At 62.3% G+C, this 22,292-nt stretch carries 28 protein-coding genes; 12 read left to right on the top strand and 16 right to left on the bottom strand.

The annotated features are described in order from the left end of the window. Positions 1-47 precede the first annotated feature (47 nt). The 3 genes from AASM09_RS11285 to AASM09_RS11280 form a co-directional block, all read right to left on the bottom strand. On the bottom strand, positions 48-722 hold the full coding sequence (locus AASM09_RS11285; RefSeq protein ID WP_005413401.1) for a helix-turn-helix domain-containing protein: 675 nt from the start codon (positions 720-722) through the stop codon (positions 48-50). A gap of 242 nt (positions 723-964) precedes the next feature. Then, on the bottom strand, positions 965-1,492 hold the full coding sequence (locus tag AASM09_RS22200) for a DUF6988 family protein (protein WP_395760189.1): 528 nt from the start codon (positions 1,490-1,492) through the stop codon (positions 965-967). A 436-nt stretch (positions 1,493-1,928) separates the two neighbouring features. Then, complete coding sequence (locus tag AASM09_RS11280; protein ID WP_049401600.1) at positions 1,929-2,189, bottom strand: hypothetical protein; 261 nt, start codon at positions 2,187-2,189, stop codon at positions 1,929-1,931. Positions 2,190-2,250: 61 nt separating this feature from the next. On the opposite strand from AASM09_RS11280, the gene AASM09_RS11275 reads away from it, so the two are divergent. Beyond that, positions 2,251-2,451 carry a hypothetical protein gene (locus tag AASM09_RS11275; protein WP_032966765.1) on the top strand — a complete coding sequence of 67 codons (201 nt, stop codon included), beginning with the start codon at positions 2,251-2,253 and terminating at the stop codon, positions 2,449-2,451. Here AASM09_RS11275 and AASM09_RS11270 read toward each other — a convergent pair. The 3 genes from AASM09_RS11270 to merR (AASM09_RS11260) form a co-directional block, all read right to left on the bottom strand. Beyond that, positions 2,448-5,414: a Tn3-like element TnAs1 family transposase gene (locus AASM09_RS11270; RefSeq protein ID WP_005413400.1), complete on the bottom strand. Its 2,967-nt coding sequence runs from the start codon at positions 5,412-5,414 to the stop codon at positions 2,448-2,450. The genes AASM09_RS11275 and AASM09_RS11270 overlap by 4 nt on opposite strands. Before the next feature lie 3 nt (positions 5,415-5,417). After that, positions 5,418-5,978, bottom strand: a complete 561-nt coding sequence (locus AASM09_RS11265; protein WP_010921730.1) for a recombinase family protein — start codon at positions 5,976-5,978, stop codon at positions 5,418-5,420. A 237-nt stretch (positions 5,979-6,215) separates the two neighbouring features. Further along, positions 6,216-6,650: an Hg(II)-responsive transcriptional regulator gene (merR, locus tag AASM09_RS11260; protein ID WP_005413398.1), complete on the bottom strand. Its 435-nt coding sequence runs from the start codon at positions 6,648-6,650 to the stop codon at positions 6,216-6,218. Between the two features lie 71 nt (positions 6,651-6,721). Between merR (AASM09_RS11260) and merT (AASM09_RS11255) the strand changes: the two genes are divergently transcribed. The 9 genes from merT (AASM09_RS11255) to AASM09_RS11215 all read left to right on the top strand — a co-directional run bounded on the left by merT (AASM09_RS11255) (position 6,722) and on the right by AASM09_RS11215 (position 11,872). After that, positions 6,722-7,072 (top strand): mercuric ion transporter MerT, encoded by a 351-nt coding sequence (merT, locus tag AASM09_RS11255; RefSeq protein ID WP_031623830.1) that lies wholly within the window; start codon positions 6,722-6,724, stop codon positions 7,070-7,072. Between the two features lie 15 nt (positions 7,073-7,087). Further along, positions 7,088-7,363, top strand: coding sequence for a mercury resistance system periplasmic binding protein MerP (gene merP, locus AASM09_RS11250; protein ID WP_005413396.1), 276 nt, complete (start codon positions 7,088-7,090; stop codon positions 7,361-7,363). A gap of 19 nt (positions 7,364-7,382) precedes the next feature. Beyond that, the gene (locus tag AASM09_RS11245; protein WP_020833620.1) at positions 7,383-8,018 is read left to right on the top strand and encodes a tetratricopeptide repeat protein; all 636 of its coding nucleotides are present in this window, start codon (positions 7,383-7,385) and stop codon (positions 8,016-8,018) included. Further along, a complete protein-coding gene (gene merC, locus AASM09_RS11240; protein WP_425513007.1) occupies positions 8,015-8,449 on the top strand; it encodes an organomercurial transporter MerC in 435 nt (144 codons plus the stop codon). Before AASM09_RS11245 ends, merC begins: the two co-directional genes overlap by 4 nt. A gap of 38 nt (positions 8,450-8,487) precedes the next feature. Then, on the top strand, positions 8,488-10,173 hold the full coding sequence (gene merA / locus AASM09_RS11235) for a mercury(II) reductase (RefSeq protein WP_005413393.1): 1,686 nt from the start codon (positions 8,488-8,490) through the stop codon (positions 10,171-10,173). 14 nt (positions 10,174-10,187) lie between these two features. Then, positions 10,188-10,826, top strand: coding sequence for an organomercurial lyase MerB (gene merB / locus AASM09_RS11230; protein ID WP_000761850.1), 639 nt, complete (start codon positions 10,188-10,190; stop codon positions 10,824-10,826). 111 nt (positions 10,827-10,937) lie between these two features. Further along, entirely contained in the window at positions 10,938-11,303 is a 366-nt protein-coding gene (gene merD / locus AASM09_RS11225; protein ID WP_000995361.1) for a mercury resistance co-regulator MerD, read from the top strand. Continuing rightward, the gene (merE, locus tag AASM09_RS11220) at positions 11,300-11,536 is read left to right on the top strand and encodes a broad-spectrum mercury transporter MerE (RefSeq protein ID WP_005413392.1); all 237 of its coding nucleotides are present in this window, start codon (positions 11,300-11,302) and stop codon (positions 11,534-11,536) included. Before merD (AASM09_RS11225) ends, merE (AASM09_RS11220) begins: the two co-directional genes overlap by 4 nt. A gap of 132 nt (positions 11,537-11,668) precedes the next feature. Next, positions 11,669-11,872 (top strand): DUF3330 domain-containing protein, encoded by a 204-nt coding sequence (locus tag AASM09_RS11215; protein ID WP_005413391.1) that lies wholly within the window; start codon positions 11,669-11,671, stop codon positions 11,870-11,872. Between the two features lie 38 nt (positions 11,873-11,910). On the opposite strand, the gene AASM09_RS11210 is transcribed toward AASM09_RS11215, so the two are convergent. The 10 genes from AASM09_RS11210 to merT (AASM09_RS11165) form a co-directional block, all read right to left on the bottom strand. After that, positions 11,911-12,525 carry a recombinase family protein gene (locus AASM09_RS11210; RefSeq protein WP_010981357.1) on the bottom strand — a complete coding sequence of 205 codons (615 nt, stop codon included), beginning with the start codon at positions 12,523-12,525 and terminating at the stop codon, positions 11,911-11,913. 60 nt (positions 12,526-12,585) lie between these two features. Continuing rightward, positions 12,586-13,803 (bottom strand): TniQ family protein, encoded by a 1,218-nt coding sequence (locus AASM09_RS11205; RefSeq protein WP_005413389.1) that lies wholly within the window; start codon positions 13,801-13,803, stop codon positions 12,586-12,588. Then, positions 13,800-14,708, bottom strand: coding sequence for a TniB family NTP-binding protein (locus AASM09_RS11200; protein WP_003830789.1), 909 nt, complete (start codon positions 14,706-14,708; stop codon positions 13,800-13,802). The genes AASM09_RS11205 and AASM09_RS11200 overlap by 4 nt, the downstream gene beginning before the upstream one ends. A 2-nt stretch (positions 14,709-14,710) precedes the next feature. Then, positions 14,711-16,354: a transposase gene (locus AASM09_RS11195; protein ID WP_425513009.1), complete on the bottom strand. Its 1,644-nt coding sequence runs from the start codon at positions 16,352-16,354 to the stop codon at positions 14,711-14,713. Positions 16,355-16,572: 218 nt separating this feature from the next. Further along, positions 16,573-17,562 carry a DUF3330 domain-containing protein gene (locus AASM09_RS11190; protein WP_003132006.1) on the bottom strand — a complete coding sequence of 330 codons (990 nt, stop codon included), beginning with the start codon at positions 17,560-17,562 and terminating at the stop codon, positions 16,573-16,575. Next, positions 17,559-17,795 (bottom strand): broad-spectrum mercury transporter MerE, encoded by a 237-nt coding sequence (gene merE, locus AASM09_RS11185; RefSeq protein ID WP_003132004.1) that lies wholly within the window; start codon positions 17,793-17,795, stop codon positions 17,559-17,561. The genes AASM09_RS11190 and merE (AASM09_RS11185) overlap by 4 nt, the downstream gene beginning before the upstream one ends. Further along, a complete protein-coding gene (gene merD / locus AASM09_RS11180; protein WP_000995360.1) occupies positions 17,792-18,157 on the bottom strand; it encodes a mercury resistance co-regulator MerD in 366 nt (121 codons plus the stop codon). The genes merE (AASM09_RS11185) and merD (AASM09_RS11180) overlap by 4 nt, the downstream gene beginning before the upstream one ends. Before the next feature lie 17 nt (positions 18,158-18,174). After that, positions 18,175-19,860, bottom strand: a complete 1,686-nt coding sequence (merA, locus tag AASM09_RS11175) for a mercury(II) reductase (RefSeq protein WP_003156770.1) — start codon at positions 19,858-19,860, stop codon at positions 18,175-18,177. Positions 19,861-19,931: 71 nt separating this feature from the next. Next, on the bottom strand, positions 19,932-20,207 hold the full coding sequence (gene merP, locus AASM09_RS11170) for a mercury resistance system periplasmic binding protein MerP (protein WP_003131987.1): 276 nt from the start codon (positions 20,205-20,207) through the stop codon (positions 19,932-19,934). 12 nt (positions 20,208-20,219) lie between these two features. Further along, a complete protein-coding gene (gene merT / locus AASM09_RS11165) occupies positions 20,220-20,570 on the bottom strand; it encodes a mercuric ion transporter MerT (RefSeq protein WP_003131974.1) in 351 nt (116 codons plus the stop codon). 71 nt (positions 20,571-20,641) lie between these two features. Between merT (AASM09_RS11165) and merR (AASM09_RS11160) the strand changes: the two genes are divergently transcribed. Together merR (AASM09_RS11160) and AASM09_RS11155 are read left to right on the top strand one after the other, a co-directional pair. After that, positions 20,642-21,076, top strand: coding sequence for an Hg(II)-responsive transcriptional regulator (gene merR / locus AASM09_RS11160; protein WP_005413387.1), 435 nt, complete (start codon positions 20,642-20,644; stop codon positions 21,074-21,076). Positions 21,077-21,273: 197 nt separating this feature from the next. Then, positions 21,274-21,645, top strand: coding sequence for a hypothetical protein (locus AASM09_RS11155; RefSeq protein WP_021201824.1), 372 nt, complete (start codon positions 21,274-21,276; stop codon positions 21,643-21,645). The last annotated feature ends 647 nt before the right edge of the window (positions 21,646-22,292 follow it).

Genomic DNA, 22,292 nt, shown 5'->3' with positions numbered 1-22,292 from the left:
CATCTGTCAGATGTATCGCCACCACTATCGATCTAATGAATGCTGACTCAGCCGATGCGTGCTGCCTTAGGAGTTACGATCTGACTGCACTCGTGGCCGAGGCGAAACGCCACGACGTACAGGACCGTGGCATCCATCGGCATACCTGAGCCCATCCGAATGACGACCTTACGCTGACCGTGCGACAGTGATACTCCCAGTTCCCGCAGGACCTCAATGCGCTGCTGCAGCCCGTCGTAGATGTCTAGCTTGTCGACTTCTGAATACAGGTCTTGGCAGTCGCGATACTCACGGTAGTAGTCGACCAGTGCAGCAAACTCGCTCGCCGCCTCGCGCGACAGCTCGAAAGCCGGTTCGGACAGATCCATGTCGCACGAAACGATCAGGCTGGCCAGCTCGCGCCCAGCAGCAAGCGGGGACACCGCCAGGGTGATGTAGTCGCGCTCAAACTGCGCTTGCGCCGCCTGCAGTTCCTCGTCTGTCGGCAGCGAGAAAGGCTTGTTGAGTGCATCGATGTCATTGAAATCGAAGGCGCGCGCCAGTGCGCGACGGGTGTCGAAACTGGCCGAGTCACCCTGCTCAACCCGCTGAACTGTTCGCACGTTCAGGCCCGAGATCTCGGCCAATTGTTCTTGCGACCAATGACGCAACTGGCGGAACTGGCGAATGCAGGCGCCAACCTCAGCAGCGGTAAGCAGGCGAGGCGGGGTCTTGGTGGTCATAGAAGATAACTCCGGAGGGGTAGGGAGCCCAGATTAGGAGGGTGCCGAACTTGGAAACATGACAGTCGCCCGACAGGCCCCCGACACAGATCAACTGCCAGGACTTGCCCCAACGAGAAATCCGGGGCAACTGCTTATGCGCCCGTGATGTTCTCCCCGTGCCCCCAGAGGGGGGCGAGGCCCAACTGCCTAGTCACTCACCACAGACCCCACCCTAGACGCGCAGGCGATCCGGGACAGCTCTATGGCGAGGGCTGATGGGGGGTCAATGGCTCCAACTCTGGCAAAACACCCCCAAATTGATGATGCAGTGCATTCATCCATGCCAGAACTGGTTCGCCTGGCCACAGGTGCGCCAGATTCAGAAGGGTTAGCATGGCAAGCGCATTGCTGTTCATGGCCACCCCCGCCAGAAGCGCGCCCGGGTAGCCATTTAACTGCCTTGCCAAGGGGTGAATCCCGGCATGGAGATAGGAGTTCAAGCCGACATAAAGGCATTGTCTGGCTCTGCCCAACAACTGTGATGCTCCTCGGGGCCCAGAGGACTCAAGCTTTACGAGCATGTCCTGAACGCCAGGGAGCCTCTTTGCCGCTTGCTGACTCTCCAGAGTCAGGGGCGCAAGAAGCTTCTCGATGTCGGTGTCGGTAGCTGCATAACATGCCCAGGTTGCACGCACGAGGGCCTCATACTGGGGCCGGACCAGCGAGATTGCTGACTGGGGCAGAGTAGCGATCAGGGACTGTACTGCCACGGCGTGATCAAGGGACATCTGGCAAAGTGCCGCCACCGCCGTCGATCTTCGGTCACGTCCATGCTCTATCTCCATCCAAGCGGCTCGAATTTCACCCAAGAGCTCTAAGGAGCCCTCCAGCACAGACGCCCGATCCTGGTCAGCCGATTGAGGCACAAGTCATCCTAGAATCGTGATCTGCAGGCAAGAGTAACGGCTCGTCCATCGGGCAAAGCCCTCAGTTGGCCGGCTGGGCTGCAGCATCTGTTAGCCGGTAATCTCTGCATTGCATCATCCGTGCATCAGCAATTTCTGCGTTGCGTCAGTCGCAAGTCAAATTTTTCTGCAATGGACCGTCTTGCACTGAAATTTTATTCCTCAAAAGCTGAAATCTCTGCAATGGCACCCTAAGAATGTCTGCGATGAACAGCGTTCTGGTCCGCGCGCGATTGCTTCCTATATTGCAACCATACGCTCAGCCAGCCAACCGCCGGGATCCATGATCGCGCGAGCGGACGATCCCGGTCGCAAATGGCTGGCTGCCGTCACTCTCGTGGCTTTGAGCGATCAAGGGGAGCAGTCTGGCCCACGTGTCGAACAGAAGCCTTGGATCTTGGTGGATCAGAAGCGAAACCCGCAGCGCATCTTCCATCGCCTTGAGGTAGCCGCGGCGTATCTCAAGTGCGTTCTCGCAAGCATTGGGGCGACCAAGAATTTGTGTGATCGCGGAGGCCATAGCAGTCTGGACAGGAGGGGAGGGGAAGGCGATAGTCTGCAAACGTCTAGACGATCCCGCAATGAGCATCCTCAACGTTCTCCTCACTCGTGACCACCTCGTCGTCGCAGCGGATACCCTGGCAGAGGATGCTCTCACAGGGGCGTATTCCGCGGGGGCAAAGCTGCTGCTGATCCCTCAGCACAACGTAGTGCTTGCTGCGCGCGGGTCTACGCAATTCTTCCTGGGGGGCTCGCAGAATTCGGAAAAAATCGTACGCTAAGGTTTTCCGGGCATCCGTAGGGGCCGAAACTTCCCGTCTTCCAGTCTGCGGCTCTGCCGCCAGACGTAATCGCCGGTGAGGTTGATGTGCTCCCAGCCCAGCGGCGACAGGAATTGCAGCAGCTCGCCGTCCACCGGCTTGCCGGCCTCGACCAACCCCTGGGTGGCGCGCTCCAGGTACACCGTGTTCCACAGCACGATAGCCGCCGTCACCAGGTTGAGGCCGCTGGCCCGGTAGCGCTGCTGCTCGAAGCTCCGATCCCTGATTTCCCCAAGGCGGTTGAAGAACACCGCCCTGGCCAGCGAGTTGCGCGCCTCACCTTTGTTCAGGCCGGCATGCACGCGGCGGCGCAGCTCAACACTTTGCAGCCAGTCTAGGATGAACAGCGTGCGTTCGATCCGGCCCAGCTCGCGCAGGGCCACGGCCAGGCCGTTCTGGCGCGGATAGCTGCCGAGCTTGCGCAGCATCAGCGAGGCAGTGACGGTGCCCTGTTTGATCGAGCTGGCCAGGCGCAGGATGTCGTCCCAATGGGCGCGGACGTGCTTGATGTTCAGGGTGCCGCCGATCAGCGGCCGCAGCGTCGGGTAGGTCTGCACGCCCTGCGGCACGTACAGCTTGGTTTCGCCGAGGTCGCGGATGCGCGGCGCGAAACGGAAGCCCAGCAGGTGCATCAGGGCGAAGACGTGATCGGTGAAGCCGGCCGTGTCGGTGTAGTGCTCCTCGATCCGCAGGTCGGACTCGTGGTACAGCAGGCCGTCGAGCACATAGGTGGAATCGCGCACGCCGACATTCACCACGCGGGTGCTGAACGGCGCGTACTGGTCGGAGATATGGGTGTAGAACAGCCGTCCCGGCTCACTGCCGTACTTCGGGTTGACGTGTCTGGTGCTCTCGCCCCGGCCGCCAGCCCGGAAACGCTGGCCATCGGAGGATGAGGTGGTGCCGTCGCCCCAGTGGGCGGCGAAGGCATGCTGGTACTGGTGGTTGACCAGCTCGGCCAGGGCCGCCGAATAGGTCTCGTCGCGGATGTGCCAGGCTTGCAGCCAGGACAGCTTGGCGTAGGTCAGACCGGGGCTCGACTCGGCCATCTTGGTCAGCCCGAGGTTGATCGCATCACCGAGGATCGCGGACAGCAGCAACGTCCGGTCTTTGGCCTCGGCCCCGTCCTTCAGGTGGGTGAAGTGGCGGCTGAAGCCCGTCCAGTCGTCCACGTCCATCAGCAGTTCGGTGATCTTGATGCGCGGCAGTAACTGACTGGTCTGGTCGATCAGCGCCTGCGCCCGATCCGGCACCGCCGCATCCAGCGGGGTGATCTTCAACCCGGACTCGGTGAGGATGGCATCGGGCAGCTCGTTGTCCTTGGCCAGGCGGGCGACAGTGGCCAACTGCTCGTCCAGCAGCTGCAAGCGCTCTTCCAGATACTGGTCGCTGTTCGGGTTGATCGCCAGCGGCAGGGCCTGTTCCCGCTTGAGCGCGGCGAACTTCTCGGCCGGCAGCAGGTAGTCGTCGAAGTCGCGGAACTGCCGCGAGCCCTTGACCCAGATGTCGCCGGAGCGCAGGGCGTTCTTCAGCTCGGACAGGGCGCAGATTTCGTAGAAGCGCCGGTCGAGGCCTTCCGGGGTGATCACCAGTGGCTTCCAGCGCGGCTTGATGAAGGCGGTGGGAGCATCGGCCGGCACCTTGCGCAGGTTGTCGGCGTTCATCTCGCGCAGCGTCTGCACGGCTGCCAGCACGCCCTGCGCGGCCGGGGCGGCGCGCAGCTCCAATACCTCCAGCAGAGCCGGCGTGTAGCGGCGCAGGGTGGCGAAGTTCTCGCCGACCAGGTGCAGGTGGTCGAAGCCCTCCGGCCGGGCCAGCAGCTCGGCTTCGCTGACGCTCTCGGTGAACTCGTCCCAGGGGATCACCGCCTCGATGGCGGCATAGGGGTCGCTGCCGGCTTCCTTGGCCTCCAGCAGCGCCTGGCCGATCTTGGAGTACAGGCGCACCTTGTCGTTGATCGCCTTGCCCTGCTTCTGGAACTGCTGCTGATGCTTGTGCTTCGCGCCGCTGAACAGCTTGACTAGGATGCGGTCGTGCAGATCCACCAGCTCATCAATCACGGTTGCAGTGCTCTCCAGCACCACGGCGGCCAGGGTCGCATAGCGCCGCTGCGGCTCGAACTTGCCGAGGTCTTTGGGCGTCATCTGCCCACCCTCGCGGGCCAGCTTGAGCAGGCGGTTCTGGTGGATGTGCCGGCCCAGGACTTCGGGCAAGTCCACCAGCTGAAATGTCTTCAGCCGCTCGATGTGCTCAAGCATATGCCGAGAGTTGGGTTTCAGCGGTGCCTGGCGCAGCCAGGTCAACCAGGTGATGCTGCTGCCGGCCTTGAGCTTCAACAGCTCGTCCAGCTTGGCCCGATGCGAGTCCGTGAGCGGTTCAACCAGGGCGCGGTAGACCCGCCGATTGGCCCGTGCAATGGCCTCCGAGCAAGCCCGGTCGATCACGCTCAACGCCGGCAGGATGCGTCGCTTCTGCCGCAGGCTCTCCAGCGCCTGGCCGGCCAGCAGCAAGCCCTTGTCGGTCTGCTGGGCCAGTTCGGTCAGCTCGCGCACCAGGGCGCGGAAGTCGGACAGGCCGAACGGGGCCAGTTGAAGGTAGGTGCGCAGTTCCTGGGCGTGCTCGCGACGGGTCACATCGCGCTCGCCGTACTTCGTCCAACTCGCCGGATCGGTCTGGACTTGCTTGGCCACCCACAGGATGACCGGTTCGGGCAGCTCGCTGTCAGTGCCCAACGCATAGCCGGGGTAGCGCAGCAGGCAGAGTTGCACGGCGAAGCCGAGGCGGTTGGCGTCGCCGCGCCGCTGACGGATCAGCGACAGGTCGGAGTCGTTGAAGGTGTAGTAGCGGATCAGGTCATCCTGGCTTTCTGGCAACGCGAGCAGGGTGCCCCGCTCCGTGGCCGAGAGGATCAAGCGACGCGGCATGTGTCAGTCGTCCGTGCGGAGGTACTGGTAGAGGGTTTCCCGGCTGATGTTGAACTCGCGGGCAAGCTGCGCCTTGGGCTCGCCGGCCGTCGCTCGCTGCCGCAGGGTAGCAGCCTGCTCATCGGACAGGGCTTTCTTGCGGCCCCGGTACGCGCCACGCTGCTTGGCCAAGGTGATGCCCTCACGCTGCCGCTCGCGGATCAGGGCGCGCTCGAACTCAGCGAAGGCCCCCATCACCGACAGCATCAGGTTGGCCATCGGCGAGTCCTCGCCAGTGAACACCAGGCCCTCCTTCAGGAACTCGATGCGCACGCCGCGTTGAGTCAGCTTCTGTACCAAGCGACGCAGGTCATCGAGGTTGCGGGCCAGCCGGTCCATGCTGTGCACCACCACTGTATCGCCTTCGCGGACGAAGCTCAGCAGCGCTTCGAGCTGGGGGCGCTGGGTGTCCTTGCCCGATGCCTTGTCGGTGAACACCTTGCTCACCTGTGTCTGTTCCAGCTGGCGTTCCGGGTTCTGGTCGAAGCTGCTGACCCGGACGTAGCCGATGCGGTGCCCCTGCACGATGTCTCCTTGGTTGAAGGCGGCTTAAGTGCTCCTTCTGTTCCGTTGTGCCTCAAACCCCGTTTCTGTCAGGCTGAAATCTATGCCCTTCGCAGGCATGTGTCAAAAAATGCGAAAGATGACTCTATTCTGACTAAGCGGTGTCATTTTCAGAAGGTGACTGCACGGAATATCAAGAGTCGGCTGCACAGTCTTTTCTGATCTGTGGTCGTCTCAGAAAACGGAAAATAAAGCACGCTAAGCTGTGGAAGCCCCTGCCAAGCTCGTTCCACCTTGCAACGACGCAATCAGCGGACACGAAACATTCCCCTGCCGCGAATGGCAGGCGCACACCAGGTCAGACAGCACAGCCTCCATGCGCGCCAAATCGGCCATCTTCTCGCGCACGTCTTGGAGCTTGTGCTCGGCCAGGCTGCTGGCCTCCTCGCAGTGGGTGCCATCGTCGAGCCGCAGCAACTCGGCGATTTCATCCAGGCTGAAGCCCAACCGCTGGGCCGATTTCACGAATCGCACCCGTGTCACGTCCGCCGCGCCATAGCGGCGAATGCTGCCATAGGGCTTGTCCGGCTCGGGCAACAAGCCCTTGCGCTGATAGAACCGGATGGTCTCCACATTGACCCCGGCCGCCTTGGCAAAAACGCCAATGGTCAGATTCTCAAAATTAATTTGCATATCGCTTGACTCCGTACATAACTACGGAAGTAAGCTTAAGCTATCCAAACCAAATTTGAAAGGACAAGCGTATGTCTGAACCACAAAACGGGCGCGGCGCGCTCTTCGCCGGTGGGCTGGCCGCCATTCTTGCGTCGGCCTGCTGCCTGGGGCCGCTGGTTTTGATCGCCTTGGGGTTCAGCGGGGCATGGATCGGCAACCTGACGGTGCTGGAACCCTATCGCCCGATCTTCATCGGCGCAGCGCTGGTCGCGCTGTTTTTCGCCTGGCGGCGCATCTACCGCCCGGCGCAAGCCTGCAAACCGGGTGAGGTCTGCGCGATTCCCCAAGTGCGAGCTACTTACAAGCTCATTTTCTGGATCGTGGCCGCGCTGGTCCTGGTCTCGCTCGGATTTCCCTACGTCATGCCATTTTTCTATTAATCACAGGAGTTCATCATGAAAAAACTGTTTGCCGCCCTCGCCCTCGCTGCCGTTGTTGCCCCCGTGTGGGCCGCCACCCAGACCGTCACGCTGTCCGTACCGGGCATGACCTGCTCCACCTGCCCGATCATCGTCAAGAAGGCGATTTCCAAGGTCGAAGGCGTCAGCAAAATTGACGTGACCTTCGAGACACGCGAAGCGGTTGTCACGTTCGATGATGCCAAGACCAGCGTGCAGAAGCTGATCAAGGCAACCGGAGACGCGGGCTTTCCGTCCAGCGTCAAGCAGTAAATCTACCCGGAAAGCGATGATGAGTAACTTGTTTAGATACGGACGTTCGTCCGTCGTAAGCGGCCTTCTGATGCTCATGAGCGTCGGTGCGTTGGCCTATGACTTCAAAAGGATGGAGGCGGCCATCGAGTCGCTCTCGCCTACCACGCAAAGCGAATGGGAGCGCAAGGCCACAGCGGGTGAACCCATTGCGCAGAACGTCACCGGCATGGCGTACAAGTACGGCATCGGCGTCGCGCAGGATCAGGCAGTCTCGTGGAAGTGGTTCCGCTCAGCGGCAGAGCAGGGCGAGGCGGACGCCCAGTTCAACCTCGCGCGCATCTACGAAGGGCATGCCAACGACACCTTCTATCGTCGCCACGCACGGCCTGTGCCCGCTGACGACAGCGAGGCCGTGAATTGGTACCGCCGCTCCGCTGAGCAGAACCACACACAGGCGCAAGTTAAGCTGGCACAGCTGTACGCGAAGGGCGTCGCTCCGGCCGCGTCCGATCTGGTCCAGGCGTACAAGTGGTTCGGCATCGCCGCCGCCCGCGGCGACGAGACCGCGGTCAAGCTGCGCGCCGAGCTTGCGGCCAGATTGACACGTGAGCAGATCGCGGACGGCGATGCTCAGGCTATGGAATGGACAAGAAGTTCCAGTGTTAAGCAGTGAGCGACATCATGGGCTTGATTACACGCATCGCCGATAAAACCGGAGCGCTCGGCAGCGTCGTTTCCGCGATGGGCTGCGCGGCTTGTTTCCCAGCCATCGCCAGTTTCGGCGCGGCCATAGGGCTGGGCTTCCTGAGTGAATACGAGGGCCTGTTTATCTCCAGGCTATTGCCGCTGTTTGCCGCCATCGCCCTGTTAGCAAACGCGCTGGGCTGGCTGAGTCATCGTCAATGGCACCGCAGCCTGCTCGGCATGATCAGGCCGGCCATCGTATTCGCGGCCACGGTTTGGCTTCTCGGCAACTGGTGGACGGCGAACCTGATGTACGTCGGTCTGGCCTTGATGGTCGGGGTGTCGATCTGGGATTTCGTCTCGCCGGCACATCGCCGCTGCGGCCCGGACGGCTGCGAACTGCCACCACAACATGGCTGACGGAAACGACCGTCGCCGACAACAGAGAAGGAACAAACATGACCACCCTTAAGATCACCGGCATGACCTGCGATTCGTGCGCTACGCACGTCAAGGAAGCCTTGGAGAAAGTGCCCGGCGTACAGTCGGCCGTCGTGTCCTACGCCAAGGGCGCGGCCCAACTCGACCTTGACCCCGGCACCGCATCGGACGCACTGACTGCCGCCGTGGCCGGACTCGGCTACAAGGCAACGTTCGCTGATACCTTATCGACGGACAACCGCGCCGGGCTACTCGACAAGGTACGCGGCTGGATGGGGACCGCCGACAAGGGCAGCGACGGTGAACGCCAGTTGCAGGTCGCCGTGATCGGTAGCGGCGGCGCTGCAATGGCGGCGGCGCTGAAGGCCGTCGAGCAAGGCGCGAAAGTCACGCTGATCGAGCGCGGTACTATCGGCGGCACCTGCGTCAACATCGGCTGCGTACCGTCCAAGATCATGATCCGTGCCGCCCACATTGCGCATCTGCGCCGTGAAAGTCCGTTCGACGATGGCATCGCGGCTACTGTGCCGGCGATTAACCGCAGCAAACTACTGGCCCAGCAGCAGGCGCGCGTCGATGAGCTGCGCCACGCCAAGTATGAAGGCATCCTGGATGGCAACCCGGCCATCACCGTTCTGCATGGTGAAGCGCGTTTCAAGGATGACCAAAGCCTTACCGTCCGTTTGAACGATGGCGGCGAGCGCGTCGTGGTGTTCGATCGCTGCCTGGTCGCCACTGGTGCCAGTCCGGCCATTCCGCCCATCACTGGTTTGAAAGGCACGCCGTACTGGACATCTACCGAGGCCCTAGTGAGTGACACCATTCCCGAACGCCTAGCCGTGATCGGATCGTCGGTGGTGGCGCTGGAACTGGCGCAAGCCTTCGCCCGGCTGGGCAGCCAGGTCACGATCCTGGCGCGCAGCACACTGTTCTTCCGCGAAGACCCGGCCATCGGTGAGGCCGTCACAGCCGCCTTTCGTGCCGAAGGAATCAAGGTTCTGGAACACACGCAAGCCAGCCAGGTCGCCTATGCGGACGGCGAATTCGTGCTGACCACAGGGCACGGCGAAGTGCGCGCCGACAAGTTGCTGGTCGCTACCGGCCGCACGCCGAACACGCGCAGCTTGGCGCTGGAAGCGGCGGGTGTCGCCGTCAATGCGCAGGGAGCCATCGTCATTGACAAGGGCATGCGCACCAGTACGCCACACATTTATGCCGCAGGAGACTGCACTGACCAGCCGCAATTCGTCTATGTGGCAGCGGCCGCCGGCACCCGTGCGGCCATCAACATGACCGGCGGAGACGCTACGCTCAATCTGACCGCGATGCCGGCGGTGGTGTTCACCGATCCGCAGGTCGCCACTGTGGGCTACAGCGAGGCGGAAGCGCACCACGACGGGATCGAGACCGACAGCCGCCTGCTAACACTGGATAACGTGCCGCGTGCGCTCGCCAACTTCGACACACGCGGCTTTATCAAGCTGGTAATCGAGGAAGGTAGCGGACGACTCATTGGGGTACAGGCAGTGGCCCCGGAAGCGGGCGAGCTGATCCAGACGGCGGTGCTCGCGATCCGTAACCGCATGACCGTACAGGAACTGGCTGACCAGTTGTTCCCCTACCTGACGATGGTCGAGGGGCTGAAGCTCGCGGCGCAGACCTTCACCAAGGATGTCAAACAATTGTCCTGCTGCGCAGGATGAAAGGAGATGGAACCATGAAGCTCGCCCCATATATTTTAGAACGTCTCACTTCGGTCAATCGTACCAATGGTACTGCGGATCTCTTGGTCCCGCTACTGCGGGAACTCGCCAAGGGGCGTCCGGTTTCACGAACGACACTTGCCGGGATTCTCGACTGGCCCGCTGAGCGAGTGGCCGCCGTACTCGAACAGGCCACCAGTACCGAATATGACAAAGATGGGAACATCATCGGCTACGGCCTCACCTTGCGCGAGACTTCGTATGTCTTTGAAATTGACGACCGCCGTCTGTATGCCTGGTGCGCGCTGGACACCTTGATATTTCCGGCGCTGATCGGCCGTACAGCTCGCGTCTCATCGCATTGCGCTGCAACCGGAGCACCCGTTTCACTCACGGTTTCACCCAGCGAGATACAGGCTGTCGAACCTGCCGGCATGGCGGTGTCCTTGGTATTGCCGCAGGAAGCAGCCGACGTTCGTCAGTCCTTCTGTTGCCATGTACATTTCTTTGCATCTGTCCCGACGGCGGAAGACTGGGCCTCCAAGCATCAAGGATTGGAAGGATTGGCGATCGTCAGTGTCCACGAGGCTTTCGGCTTGGGCCAGGAGTTTAATCGACATCTGTTGCAGACCATGTCATCTAGGACACCGTGATCGGATATCGACCCAATGTTCTACGGCACCGGCATCGGATTCGCAGCGCGCGGATTGAACTCGGCGAAACGGTATATGCATTGCCGTGAACCGACCAAAAGGAGGTGTTCGATGAACGCCTACACGGTGTCCCGGCTGGCCCTTGATGCCGGGGTGAGCGTGCATATCGTGCGCGACTACCTGCTGCGCGGATTGCTGCGGCCAGTCGCCTGCACCACGGGTGGCTACGGCCTGTTCGATGACGCCGCCTTGCAGCGACTGTGCTTCGTGCGGGCCGCCTTCGAGGCGGGCATCGGCCTCGGCGCATTGGCGCGGCTGTGCCGGGCGCTGGATGCGGCGAACTGCGATGAAACTGCCGCGCAGCTTGCTGTGCTGCGTCAGTTCGTCGAACGCCGGCGCGAAGCGTTGGCCAATCTGGAAGTGCAGTTGGCCGCCATGCCGACCGCGCCGGCACAGCATGCGGAGAGTTTGCCATGAACAGCCCCGAGCGCATGCCGGCCGAGACGCACAAACCGTTCACCGGCTACCTGTGGGGCACGCTGGCCGTGCTGACTTGCCCCTGCCACCTGTCCATCCTCGCTGCCGTGCTGGCCGGCACAACCGCCGGTGCATTCCTTGTCGAGTATTGGGTCATCACGGCGCTCGGTTTGACCGGCCTGTTTCTTCTGTCACTGGCGCGGGCGTTGCGGGCATTCAGGGAAAGATCATGAGCGCTTCCCGGCCGGATGGATGGACTACGGCGGAGGGCCCAAGCGTTCGAGCGCGGGCAAGGCTTTCTGTTCGCAAAGCCGATGCCGGCGGCGGCATTCGCCGTCTTCGTCAGTCAATGGAGGGGTGCCACCATGAATGCAAATGATCCGACCGCCACCAGTTGCTGCGTGTGCTGCAAGGAAATTCCGCTCGATGCCGCCTTCACACCGGAAGGCGCGGAGTACGTCGAGCACTTCTGCGGGCTGGAGTGTTATCAACGTTTCCAGGCGCGGGCCAGCACTGCGACCGAAACGAGCGGCGAACCGAACGCTTGCGGTTCGCCGCCGTCAAATTGAGACAAACCACGCTTTCGCTACGTCGCCTCATGTCGGCATCAAATTCGGCTGAGTAGCTTCTCGCCATCTGGACGTAGCTCGCCCTTGGGTGAAATATGCCGATACAGGGTCTGCCGCGTGATGCCAAGTTCCTGGCACAGGTCGCCGACCTTGGTCTCTGACTGCCCCATTGCCGCCATCGCCAGCCGCAGCTTGGCGGCGGTCATCTTGAACGGCCGGCCGCCTTTCCGGCCGCGTGCCCGTGCTGAGGCCAGGCCCGCCACGGTGCGCTCGGCGATCAACTCGCGCTCGAACTCGGCCAGCGCGGCGAAGATACCGAAGACCAGCTTGCCGGCGGCGGTCGTGGTGTCAATGGCCGCGCCGTGCCCGGTCAGCACCTTGAGGCCGATGCCGCGTCCGGTCAGGTCATGGACGGTATTGATCAGATGGCGCAGGTCGCGCCCGAGCCGATCCAGTTTCCAAACGACCAACGTGTCGCCTGGCCGTAGTGCCTTCAGACAGCTCGCCAGACCGGGACGATCCTCGCGTTTTCCGGACGCTTGGTCTTCATAGAGATGCGCCGGATCAACACCGGCCGCGACCAGCGCATCGCGCTGCAAGTCCGTCGCCTGGGAGCCATCCGCCTTCGATACTCGCATGTAGCCAATCAGCATCTTGTACCTGTCACATATACGTTCTATTATGTGACAGTTTGCATCGGGAAGCTCTGCACGTCAAAATTTGTCACTTAACCCGTCATTCTGCCTAAGGCATGCAAAGGGTAGGCTAGGCTCATAATGTGACAGAAATTCCGGGGGGATGCCTTCCTTCGCGAAGGTGGCGCGCAACTGTTCCAAGGAAGCGGGGTCGCGCCGACCATAGGAAGCCAACGCGAACAGCGAGCGTGCCGTCTCGGGGTTGTGTCGTGCTTCAATGATGGCCTCATCAATGGCCTGGATTGCACGCTGCCAGTGATCGACGGGTTCGGGCTTCGGCGCTTTCGCCGGCAGGCCACTGGTGAACCCGGTTTGGGGCTCGGACCAGAATAGCTTTGCGTGCTCGCCTGGCGGGCTTATATCCCTCACCTCAATCAAGCTGATTGCCGTTGCCGCCGCCTCCAGCATCTGCAACCGTACTGCCGGGTTCAGGGTTTCATACGGTCGCCACAGACTTTGCCCAGCACGCAGCGGATGCCCGCAGCATTCCCAGATTTGGCGGAGATACCCCGCGTAGGTGCCGCACGTCGAAAGCGGGGTGTTCAGCTCATCGAGCAGCGTGCGTAGCAGCCTAAACCACAATCCGGCGTGGATGCGTCGGCGCGGCAACTCCACGTGGCCGGTCGTCAGTGCCTGCCAGGTACGCTGGTCCATCGCCGCAATCGCGTCGCTGGCAGTGCGCGGTTCGGCGTCGGCGTTCTCCCAGCCGAGAAACCGCCCTGGCACGCCCCAATAGGATTCCAGCCAGCAGCCATGCAGTGGGCAGCTCAGCATCAGGGGCAGCTTCCACGCGAGCAGTACGGCTTGGTTCTCCGGATCGTTCAGGCAGAGCGGACAGGCGCGGTGTATCGGTTGGGTGGGCAGCCAGGCACGCCAGCTCGTGATGGATCGCGTCTTACGGCGGAGTCTCGGCAGCAGTACCGAGAGCTGGAACGCATAGGTTTCCAATGCGGCTGGAATCTGATCATCAAGGCTGTCCAGTAGCCAAGGCACCCAGCCGGCGAAACTCATGCAGCGCAGCCGATCCAGCTCGATACCGCTCCGCTGGAAGAGCATCATCAGCAGCGACAGTGGTGGCGCGGTATCCAGGTCATCAACCTGGCCGTGACCAAGATCGTGCTCCAGCAGGTCGGACACCTCCATGTGATAGCAAAGGGCCACGCGGTTGAGCCATGAAGACAAGGCTTCGCCTTCCTTGGGAGCCGGATGCAGCGGCCAGCGTGGCGCTGGCTTCACATCAGTTCCCGCTCGAATTGCCGACGCCGCTCGCTTGGGCCGGTGTAATCGGCCATGCTGAGCGTGCGGTGGTTGATCGCTTCCTCGCCGCTCTCCACGGCGACGAGGGCCGCCGCCATCAGCAAGTGCGCCAGTTCGCCGATGGTGCCCTCGCTGCGTGTGAGCAGGTAGCGGGCCATGTCCAGCGTGGCAATCGACGAGGGTCGCCGCAATGGAAGCGAAGCGGCGAAGCTGGCCAGCAGTGAGCAGCAATCGTCGTTGGCCTCCCACACCGGCAGCATCATGGGCTCGAAGCGGTTTTCCAATTGGTCATCCGAGCGGATGGCCAGGTAGGCGTCGCGCGTGCCGACCCCGACCAATGGGATGCGCAGCTCATTGCCGAGGAAGCGCAGCAGGTTGAGAAATTCCCGCCGGTTGACGCTGTTGCCGGCCAAGACGTTGTGCAGCTCGTCGATCACCAGCATGCGCACGCCGACCTTGCGCAGCAGTGCCAGCGCCAGTTGCTCCATTTCCGGCAGCCGTGGGCGCGGGCGCAATGGTGCCCCCATCGCGGCAAGTAGCGCGACGTAGAAGCGGATCACCGACGGTTCGGACGGCATCTGCACGACCAGCACCGGCATGTGTTCCTGGTCCGCGTCGGAGCTGGCCGGATGCGTGCGCCGGAATTTCTCGATGATCATCGACTTGCCGTTGTTGGTCGGGCCAACCAGCAGCAGGTTGGGCATGCGTTGCTTGTTTGGCCACGCATACAGGGTTTCCAGCCGGTTCAGCGCCTCGACCGCGCGCGGGTAGCCGATCCAGCGGTCGGCGCGAAGGCGCTGGATGCGCTCGTCCGCCGGCAGCCGAGCCAGCCCCTGTGCCGCTGGCAGCAGGTGTGACAAGTCGATGATGGGATATTCGTCCACGGCTACCACTCCTCGATCTGGTCGAACGGTTTGGCCGGAGGCAGGTTGTCTGCCTGCGGATCAGCAACGTCCGTTTTCGGCGGAATCGGCTTGTCCGGCGGAGGCGATGCCTTGAGGTGCTGGCGTCGATCCGCGTCGCGCCGCGCCTTGCGCGTGGCCTTCTGTGCGGTGGTCACGATCTCGCGCATCTGCCCGATCATGCGGAACAGCGCCGACTCATCCACCTGTTCGCGTCCCTGCTGCCGCAATTTCGTCAGCGCCTGCCGTTGTTCCCAGAGGGTGACAGCCGGGTGCGACAAGGTACGGTAGGGGATTTCCAGGTAATGCTGCCCCTCCGGTTCCAGCACCCAGATACGGCTGATGTCACGCGGGTCGCGCCGGATCAGGAAAGCGGGCAAGCGGTCGCGTCGTGCGATCCACGGTTTGAGCGCATCGGCGTAGTAGTGAATGTGGTCGATGACAAAGCCGGTGCGAGTCAGAGTACGGCGAATGATGGGCAGGAAATCGACCAAAAAAGCCAAGGCGCGGGTGACGACAGCCGGTACACCGACACGCGCCACGGCTTCTGACCAGCGCGCCGCCGGCGGCTGAAGCAGGCCGTTGTGCACAGAGCCGTGATAGGTGCCCACCGCCAACGTGAGCCAGCGCTCCAGCTCACGCAATGTCAGGGCGGCCTTGTTTTCGGAATCGTAGTCCCCGCGCTGGTCAGGGTTGGAGAAGGTCGTCCCTGGCAATTCATCGTGGATCATCTGCATCGCCGTACCGATGATCCGTTCCACGATGCCGCCGTAGTGCGGCTGCCCTGGCGGACGATAGTCCAACCGGATGCCGTGCTGCTCGCAGCCACGGCGCAGCGCCTCGCTCTTGAACTCGGCCGCGTTGTCCAAGTAGAGCAGCCTGGGCTTGCCGCTCATCGGCCAATCCATTTCTATATTCAGACCCTCCAGCCAGGGACGCTTGTCGCAGGCGACATGCACAAGGCACAGGCCGACCGAAACAGATGACGGCGCTTCCAGCGTGACGACCATGCCGAGCACGCAGCGGGTAAACACGTCGATGGCGATGGTCAGATACGGACGGCCAATCGGTTGCCGGTCGCGCTCGTCCACCACGATCAGGTCGATGACCGTGTGATCAATCTGCACTTGTTCCAGTGGCGCGGTCACGGCGGGAGGCTCACCACCGACACCTTGCAGGCTGCGGGACGCATCCTGACCTTCCCGGCGGCGAGTGGCCTTGAGCGGGTCGAGGCCGGCGATCCGCAGGGCCAAAGTGTTGCGCGCCGGCACCCGTAGCTTTTGCGCTTTGCAAGCCTGCGCGACCTCGCGGTGGAACGCCGCCAGGCTACGCTTCTGCTTGGTCAGGAAGCGCTTTTGCAGCAACTCGCGGATGATGCGCTCAACTGATTCCGGCAAGCGTCCCTTGCCTTTTCCGCCGCCGGACTGGCCGGGAACCAGGTCCGTCACAAACCCAGCACCTTGCCGGGCACGCCGGATCAGGACATACACCTGTCGCCTGGATAGGCCCAGCGCTTGAGCAGCGGCATCGGCGGCTTCATGCCCAACCACTTCAAGCGCTGCCAGCGGCCCGATGATTTCGGTCCGGTGCCGGGCCTGTGCCCATGCCGCATCGGGCAGGGTGGCCACGCCCTGCTCGGCAATTGGTAATGTGTCTGACGCCATGCTCACACCTCGCTTTGGTGCACACGAGTATTGAGCATAGTCGAGATTGGTGCAGATGACTTCTGATATTGCGTGGTCAGGAGCCGACTGCACACCTGGCGTTACGCCCCGTCAATTGGTGCAGTCGTCTTCTGAAAATGACAAGCGGCGCGGCCCTGCCTGACATCCAGTTAGGGTATGCCTCAATCTGACGGTAGCGAGTCGCAGGCGTTCGGATCGGCATCGGTTTCGTTCCCTGTCTTGGCACGCGCTTCGAAGCGTTGATAACACTCCAACCCGCAGAAGTGCTCGACGTATTCCGCGCCTTCCGGGGTGAAGGCGGCATCGAGCGGGATTTCCTTGCAGCACACGCAGCAACTGGTGGTGGTCGAGTCACTTGCATTCATGGTGGCACCCCTCCATTGACTGACGAAGACGGCGAATGCCGCCGCCGGCATTGGCTTCGCGAACAGGAAGCCTTGTCCTGTGTCGCAGTCCGCTTGTCGCAATAGATCAAGACTCGCCGATGTTTCCACGCCTTCAGCCACCACATCCATGCCCAGCCCGTGCGCAAGCTGAATCACGGTGTGCACGATGGTTTGGTCGCGGCGGTCGTTGGCGAGCCCGGCGACAAACGATTGGTCGATCTTGAGCGTGCTGATTGGGCAGCACTTCAGATGTTGCAGACAGGAATACCCCGTCCCGAAGTCATCGGCGGCGAAGCGCACACCGATCTGCCGCAAGGCGTCCAGGGCGGGGAAGATCGCCGGATCACCAAACGCGACCGATTCGGTCAGCTCGATTTCGAGATACTCGGCGGGCAACTCGGCATCAGCCAGCACGCCCTTTACCCACCCGTCGAAGTCCGGTCCCACTTGGCTCGCCGAAACATTGACGGCCAGCCGGAACGGTCGCCATGCCAGCATTCGCCAGTCACGCATCTGGCGGCAGGCTTCACCCAGCACCCAAGCGCCGATTTCAGGCATCAGGCCGGACGATTCGACCACGGGCAGGAACTGGCCCGGTGGCAATAGTCCAAGCGTCGGATGACGCCAGCGCAACAGGGCTTCCGCGCCGACAATCCCACCACTGCGCAGATCGACGACGGGCTGGTAGTGCAGTTCAAGCTGCCCGCGCTCGACCGCTTGGGCCAGTTCCGGCGTCGTCCATCCATCCGGCCGGAAAGCGCTCATTCTCTTTCCCTGAATGCCCGCAACGCCCGCGACAGGGACAGAAGGAACAGGCCGGTCAAACCGAGCGCCGCGATGACCCAATGCTCGCCGAGGAAAGCACCGGCGGTTGTGCCGGCCAGCACGACAGCGAGGATGGGCAGGTGGCAGGGGCAAGTCAGCACAGCCAGTCCGCCCCACAGGTAGCCGGTGATCGGTTTGTGCGTCTCGGACGGCAAGCGCTCGGGGTTGTTCATGGCAGACTCTCCGCGTGCTGTGCCGGCTCGGTCGGCAGGGTGGCCAACTGCACTTCCAGATCGGCCAACGCTTCGCGCCGACGCTCGACGAACTGACGCAGCAGGGCAAGCTGCGCGGCCGCTTCGTCGCCGTCCGCCGCATCCAGCGCCCGGCACAGCCGCGCCAGCGCGTCGAGGCCGATGCCCGCCTCGAAGGCCGCCCGCACGAAGCACAGCCGTTGCAAGGCGGCGTCATCGAACAAGCCGTAGCCGCCTGGTGTGCACGCCACCGGGCGCAGCAATCCGCGCAGCAGGTAGTCGCGCACGATATGCACGCTCACCCCGGCATCAAGAGCCAGCCGGGACACCGTGTAGGCGTTCATTGAACACCTCCTTTTTCTCACCCGGCGCAGCAGGAAAGCTGCTTCACATCCTTGTTGAAGGTCTGCGCCGCGAGCTTCAACCCCTCGACCATCGTCAGGTAGGGGAACAACTGGTCGGCCAGTTCCTGCACCGTCATGCGGTTGCGAATGGCCAGAGCCGCCGTCTGGATCAGTTCACCCGCTTCCGGCGCGACCGCCTGTACGCCGATCAGCCGATGGCTGCCTTCCTCGATAACCAACTTGATGAAGCCGCGTGTGTCGAAGTTGGCGAGCGCACGCGGCACGTTGTCCAAGGTCAAGGTGCGGCTGTCGGTCTCGATCCCGTCGTGGTGGGCTTCCGCCTCGCTGTAGCCCACGGTCGCCACTTGCGGATCGGTGAACACCACGGCCGGCATTGCGGTCAGGTCGAGCGCCGCATCGCCGCCGGTCATGTTGATCGCGGCACGGGTGCCGGCCGCTGCCGCCACATAGACGAACTGCGGCTGGTCGGTGCAGTCGCCGGCCGCGTAGATGTTCGGGTTGCTCGTGCGCATGCCTTGGTCGATGACGATGGCACCTTGCGCATTGACAGTGACCCCCGCTGCGTCCAGCGCGAGGCTGCGCGTGTTCGGTGTCCGACCGGTGGCAACCAGCAGTTTGTCGGCGCGCAATTCACCGTGCGTGGTGGTCAGCACGAATTCACCGTCCATATGGGCGACCTGGCTGGCTTGCGTGTGCTCCAGCACCTCGATGCCCTCGGCACGGAAAGCGGCTGTCACCGCCTCGCCGATGGCCGGGTCTTCACGGAAGAACAAGGTATTGCGCGCCAGGACCGTGACCTTGCTGCCCAGCCGGGCAAAGGCTTGCGCCAGCTCCAGCGCCACCACCGACGAGCCGATTACGGCAAGGCGTTCGGGAATGGTGTCGCTCGCCAGGGCCTCGGTGGAAGTCCAGTAGGGTGACTCTTTCAAGCCCGGAATCGGCGGGACCGCCGGGCTGGCACCCGTGGCGACCAGGCAGCGGTCGAACATCACGACGCGCTCGCCACCCTCGTTCAAACGGACGGTAAGGCTCTGGTCGTCCTTGAAGCGCGCCTCACCGTGCACAACGGTGATGGCCGGATTACCGCCCAGGATGCCTTCGTACTTGGCGTGCCGCAGTTCGTCGACGCGGGCCTGCTGCTGGGCCAGCAGCTTACTGCGGTCAATCGTAGGCACAGTTGCCGCAATACCGCCATCGAACGGGCTTTCCCGGCGCAGATGGGCGATGTGGGCGGCGCGGATCATGATCTTGGACGGCACACAGCCGACATTGACGCAGGTGCCGCCGATGGTGCCGCGCTCGATCAGCGTGACCTGCGCGCCTTGCTCGACGGCCTTCAGCGCCGCCGCCATCGCGGCTCCACCGCTGCCAATGACCGCTACCTGCACCGGGGGCTCGTTGCCACTGTGCTTTTCGGCGGCGGCCATCCATCCCCGCACCTTGTCGAGCAGTCCGACGCGGTTGTCCGCCAGTGGCGCATCGGCTAGCGTTGCCTTGTAGCCCAGTCCGGCCACGGCGGCAGTCAGCGCGTCCGGCGATGTGCCCGGCACGATGGCGAGTTGCGCTGTGCCCTTCGGATAGGACACCAGCGCCGACTGCACGCCTGGCACTTTTTCCAGCGCTTCCTTGACGTGCGCCGCGCACGAGTCGCAAGTCATGCCGGTGATTTTTAGATGGGTCATGCAACAGATCCTTTATCGTTTGTGGCGCCAGACAATGACGTCCGTTGTGCTGCGGTGCCGTTTTCAGTGACTCACTGCTTGACGCTGGACGGATAGCCCGCGTCTGCGGTTGCCTTGGTCAGCTTCTGCACGCTGGTCTTGGCATCGTCGAAGGTGACGACCGCTTGGCGTGTCTCGAAAGTCACGTCAACTTTGCTGACGCCTTCGACCTTGGAAATCGCCTTCTTGACAGTGATCGGGCAGGCGGAGCAGGTCATGCCCGGTACGGACAGCGTGACGGTCTGGGTGGCGGCCCAGACGGGGGCAACAACGGCGGCGAGGGCGAGGGAGGCAAACAATTTCTTCATGGTGAACTCCGATCAGTAGAAAAATGGCATGACGTAGGGAAATCCGAGCGCGACCAGAACCAGCGCGGCCACGATCCAGAAAATGAGCTTGTAAGTAGCTCGCACTTGGGGAATCGCGCAGACCTCACCCGGTTTGCAGGCCGCTGCCTGCCGGTAGATGCGCCGCCAGGCGAAGAACAACGCCACCAGCGCCACGCCGATAAAGATGGGGCGATAGGGTTCCAACACCGCCAAGTTGCCGATCCAAGCGCCGCTGAACCCCAAGGCGATCAGAACCAACGGCCCGAGGCAGCAAGCCGAGGCGAGGATGGCGGCAAGCCCTCCAGTGAAGAGCGCGCCGCGCCCGGTTTTTGGTTCAGACATGCGCTTGTCCTTTCGAATTGAAATTGGATAGCGTAACCTTACTTCCGTACTCATGTACGGAGTCAAGCGATATGGAAAACAATTTGGAGAACCTGACCATTGGCGTTTTCGCCAAGGCGGCCGGGGTCAATGTGGAGACCATCCGTTTCTATCAGCGCAAGGGCTTGTTGCTGGAGCCTGACAAGCCCTATGGCAGCATCCGCCGCTATGGCGAGGCGAATGTAACGCGGGTGCGCTTCGTGAAATCAGCCCAGCGGCTGGGCTTCAGCCTGGATGAGATCGCCGAGCTGCTGCGGCTGGAGGATGGCACCCATTGCGAGGAAGCCAGCAGTCTGGCCGAGCACAAGCTCAAGGACGTGCGCGAGAAAATGGCTGACCTGGCGCGCATGGAGGCCGTGCTGTCTGAGTTGGTGCGCGCCTGCCATGCGCGAAGGGGGAACGTTTCCTGCCCGCTGATCGCGTCACTACAGGGTGGAGCAAGCTTGGCAGGTTCGGCTATGCCTTAGCGTGCTTTATTTTCCGTTTTCTGAGACGACCCCTTAGAAAGCCTAGTCAAAGAGCTGTCACGAGAACACCGTTAGCTTAGCGTACGATTTTTTCCGAATTCTGCGGTTCCCCCTTCCTCCGCATCTACGAGCTTGCACTGCAGGCCAGCTTCCGCGCAGATTTCACAATAGAACAGCTATCTGCCGAGCTAGGGCTGGTGGTGGACCAACTCTGGCCGAACTTTGAGAAAGCGGTTAGCGAAGCGGGATTGCCGATCGAGCAACTCGGGACCGAGTTGGTGCTTGGTGGATGGTCGTTGAAGAACGGCCGGATGATGGCCACGGCGTATGCGAAGAGTGACAGCCGGCGCCCTTGCGTTGTCCAGCCGATCGGGGGGCAGATGGCGTCGCCGGGCGAACCGCTCCAGGCCGCGACCCCTAGCATGGCCCAGGTGGATCTGCTGGCCCATGCGCGTCTCCAGGTCAGCTACCTCAATGGGCAATTGGGCCGGAAAGTAGCAGGAGGTCGACTGCTAGTTGGGTTTCTGCAGAAGGGGCAAGCCCTGCTCAAGGATCTAGGAGAGATCTAGGTCGCGGGAGTCAAATACGCTAGGGGCTGAAATCGAAGTTCAGGTCTGGCCCTAAGGCAGAAGGCCAAAGCAGACCAAGGTCGTCCGTGGATTTGGGATGTTTATCGAGGGCAGGGTGGATGTCCGCTTCTGGCCGGAAGCGGACATTGGGCGGCGACCGGCCGGGTGATGGCATCCGCCTTCGACCCAAAGCGGGCATCGTTCTCGACACACCTGAGTTGATCCGTACTCCAAAGCCTGTTTCCGCTACCCCTTGTAGTGCTCGACGTAGAGCCCCAAAGCTGCCAACGACGCATACACGGCGGACCCAGCGTTGGTCGCGTACAAGGCAAAGGGAACCGGAGGATCGCAGGGAACTGTTGCGATGAACCACGGAGCTGAGCTCGTCAAGCTCGTCCTAGGTGATGTGAGGAATCCTAGCTCCCTACGCATACCTAGCGCCTCGCGGACGTACGCCTTGTTCCAGCCGCCAGTCTTGCACGAGACCCCAAGAAGTAACTCCGTAAATGCGGGATAGCGACGGGTCTTAATCGGACGATATACACCGACGTCAATCTCGTGACGGTCAGCCGCTTTGACCACCGTCGTGCCTTTCCAGCTATGGCTTAGTGTGGTGACCTGCACTGAAATCCTAATCTCGAGCTTCT

It is taken from the genome of Stenotrophomonas maltophilia (genome assembly GCF_039555535.1).
GTDB lineage: Bacteria > Pseudomonadota > Gammaproteobacteria > Xanthomonadales > Xanthomonadaceae > Stenotrophomonas > Stenotrophomonas maltophilia_Q.
This window is presented reverse-complemented; position numbering and strand designations above follow the sequence as displayed.

Bases quoted from the DNA above. Each gene is read 5' to 3' on its own strand.
- AASM09_RS11285 (WP_005413401.1), bottom strand. From the start codon at position 722: ATGACCACCAAGACCCCGCCTCGCCTGCTTACCGCTGCTGAGGTTGGC.
- AASM09_RS22200 (WP_395760189.1), bottom strand. From the start codon at position 1,492: ATGTCCCTTGATCACGCCGTGGCAGTACAGTCCCTGATCGCTACTCTG.
- AASM09_RS11280 (WP_049401600.1), bottom strand. From the start codon at position 2,189: ATGGCCTCCGCGATCACACAAATTCTTGGTCGCCCCAATGCTTGCGAG.
- AASM09_RS11275 (WP_032966765.1), top strand. From the start codon at position 2,251: ATGAGCATCCTCAACGTTCTCCTCACTCGTGACCACCTCGTCGTCGCA.
- AASM09_RS11270 (WP_005413400.1), bottom strand. From the start codon at position 5,414: ATGCCGCGTCGCTTGATCCTCTCGGCCACGGAGCGGGGCACCCTGCTC.
- merR (WP_005413398.1), bottom strand. From the start codon at position 6,650: ATGCAAATTAATTTTGAGAATCTGACCATTGGCGTTTTTGCCAAGGCG.
- merT (WP_031623830.1), top strand. From the start codon at position 6,722: ATGTCTGAACCACAAAACGGGCGCGGCGCGCTCTTCGCCGGTGGGCTG.
- merP (WP_005413396.1), top strand. From the start codon at position 7,088: ATGAAAAAACTGTTTGCCGCCCTCGCCCTCGCTGCCGTTGTTGCCCCC.
- AASM09_RS11245 (WP_020833620.1), top strand. From the start codon at position 7,383: ATGAGTAACTTGTTTAGATACGGACGTTCGTCCGTCGTAAGCGGCCTT.
- merA (WP_005413393.1), top strand. From the start codon at position 8,488: ATGACCACCCTTAAGATCACCGGCATGACCTGCGATTCGTGCGCTACG.
- merB (WP_000761850.1), top strand. From the start codon at position 10,188: ATGAAGCTCGCCCCATATATTTTAGAACGTCTCACTTCGGTCAATCGT.
- merD (WP_000995361.1), top strand. From the start codon at position 10,938: ATGAACGCCTACACGGTGTCCCGGCTGGCCCTTGATGCCGGGGTGAGC.
- merE (WP_005413392.1), top strand. From the start codon at position 11,300: ATGAACAGCCCCGAGCGCATGCCGGCCGAGACGCACAAACCGTTCACC.
- AASM09_RS11215 (WP_005413391.1), top strand. From the start codon at position 11,669: ATGAATGCAAATGATCCGACCGCCACCAGTTGCTGCGTGTGCTGCAAG.
- AASM09_RS11210 (WP_010981357.1), bottom strand. From the start codon at position 12,525: ATGCTGATTGGCTACATGCGAGTATCGAAGGCGGATGGCTCCCAGGCG.
- AASM09_RS11190 (WP_003132006.1), bottom strand. From the start codon at position 17,562: ATGAGCGCTTTCCGGCCGGATGGATGGACGACGCCGGAACTGGCCCAA.
- merE (WP_003132004.1), bottom strand. From the start codon at position 17,795: ATGAACAACCCCGAGCGCTTGCCGTCCGAGACGCACAAACCGATCACC.
- merD (WP_000995360.1), bottom strand. From the start codon at position 18,157: ATGAACGCCTACACGGTGTCCCGGCTGGCTCTTGATGCCGGGGTGAGC.
- merA (WP_003156770.1), bottom strand. From the start codon at position 19,860: ATGACCCATCTAAAAATCACCGGCATGACTTGCGACTCGTGCGCGGCG.
- merP (WP_003131987.1), bottom strand. From the start codon at position 20,207: ATGAAGAAATTGTTTGCCTCCCTCGCCCTCGCCGCCGTTGTTGCCCCC.
- merT (WP_003131974.1), bottom strand. From the start codon at position 20,570: ATGTCTGAACCAAAAACCGGGCGCGGCGCGCTCTTCACTGGAGGGCTT.
- merR (WP_005413387.1), top strand. From the start codon at position 20,642: ATGGAAAACAATTTGGAGAACCTGACCATTGGCGTTTTCGCCAAGGCG.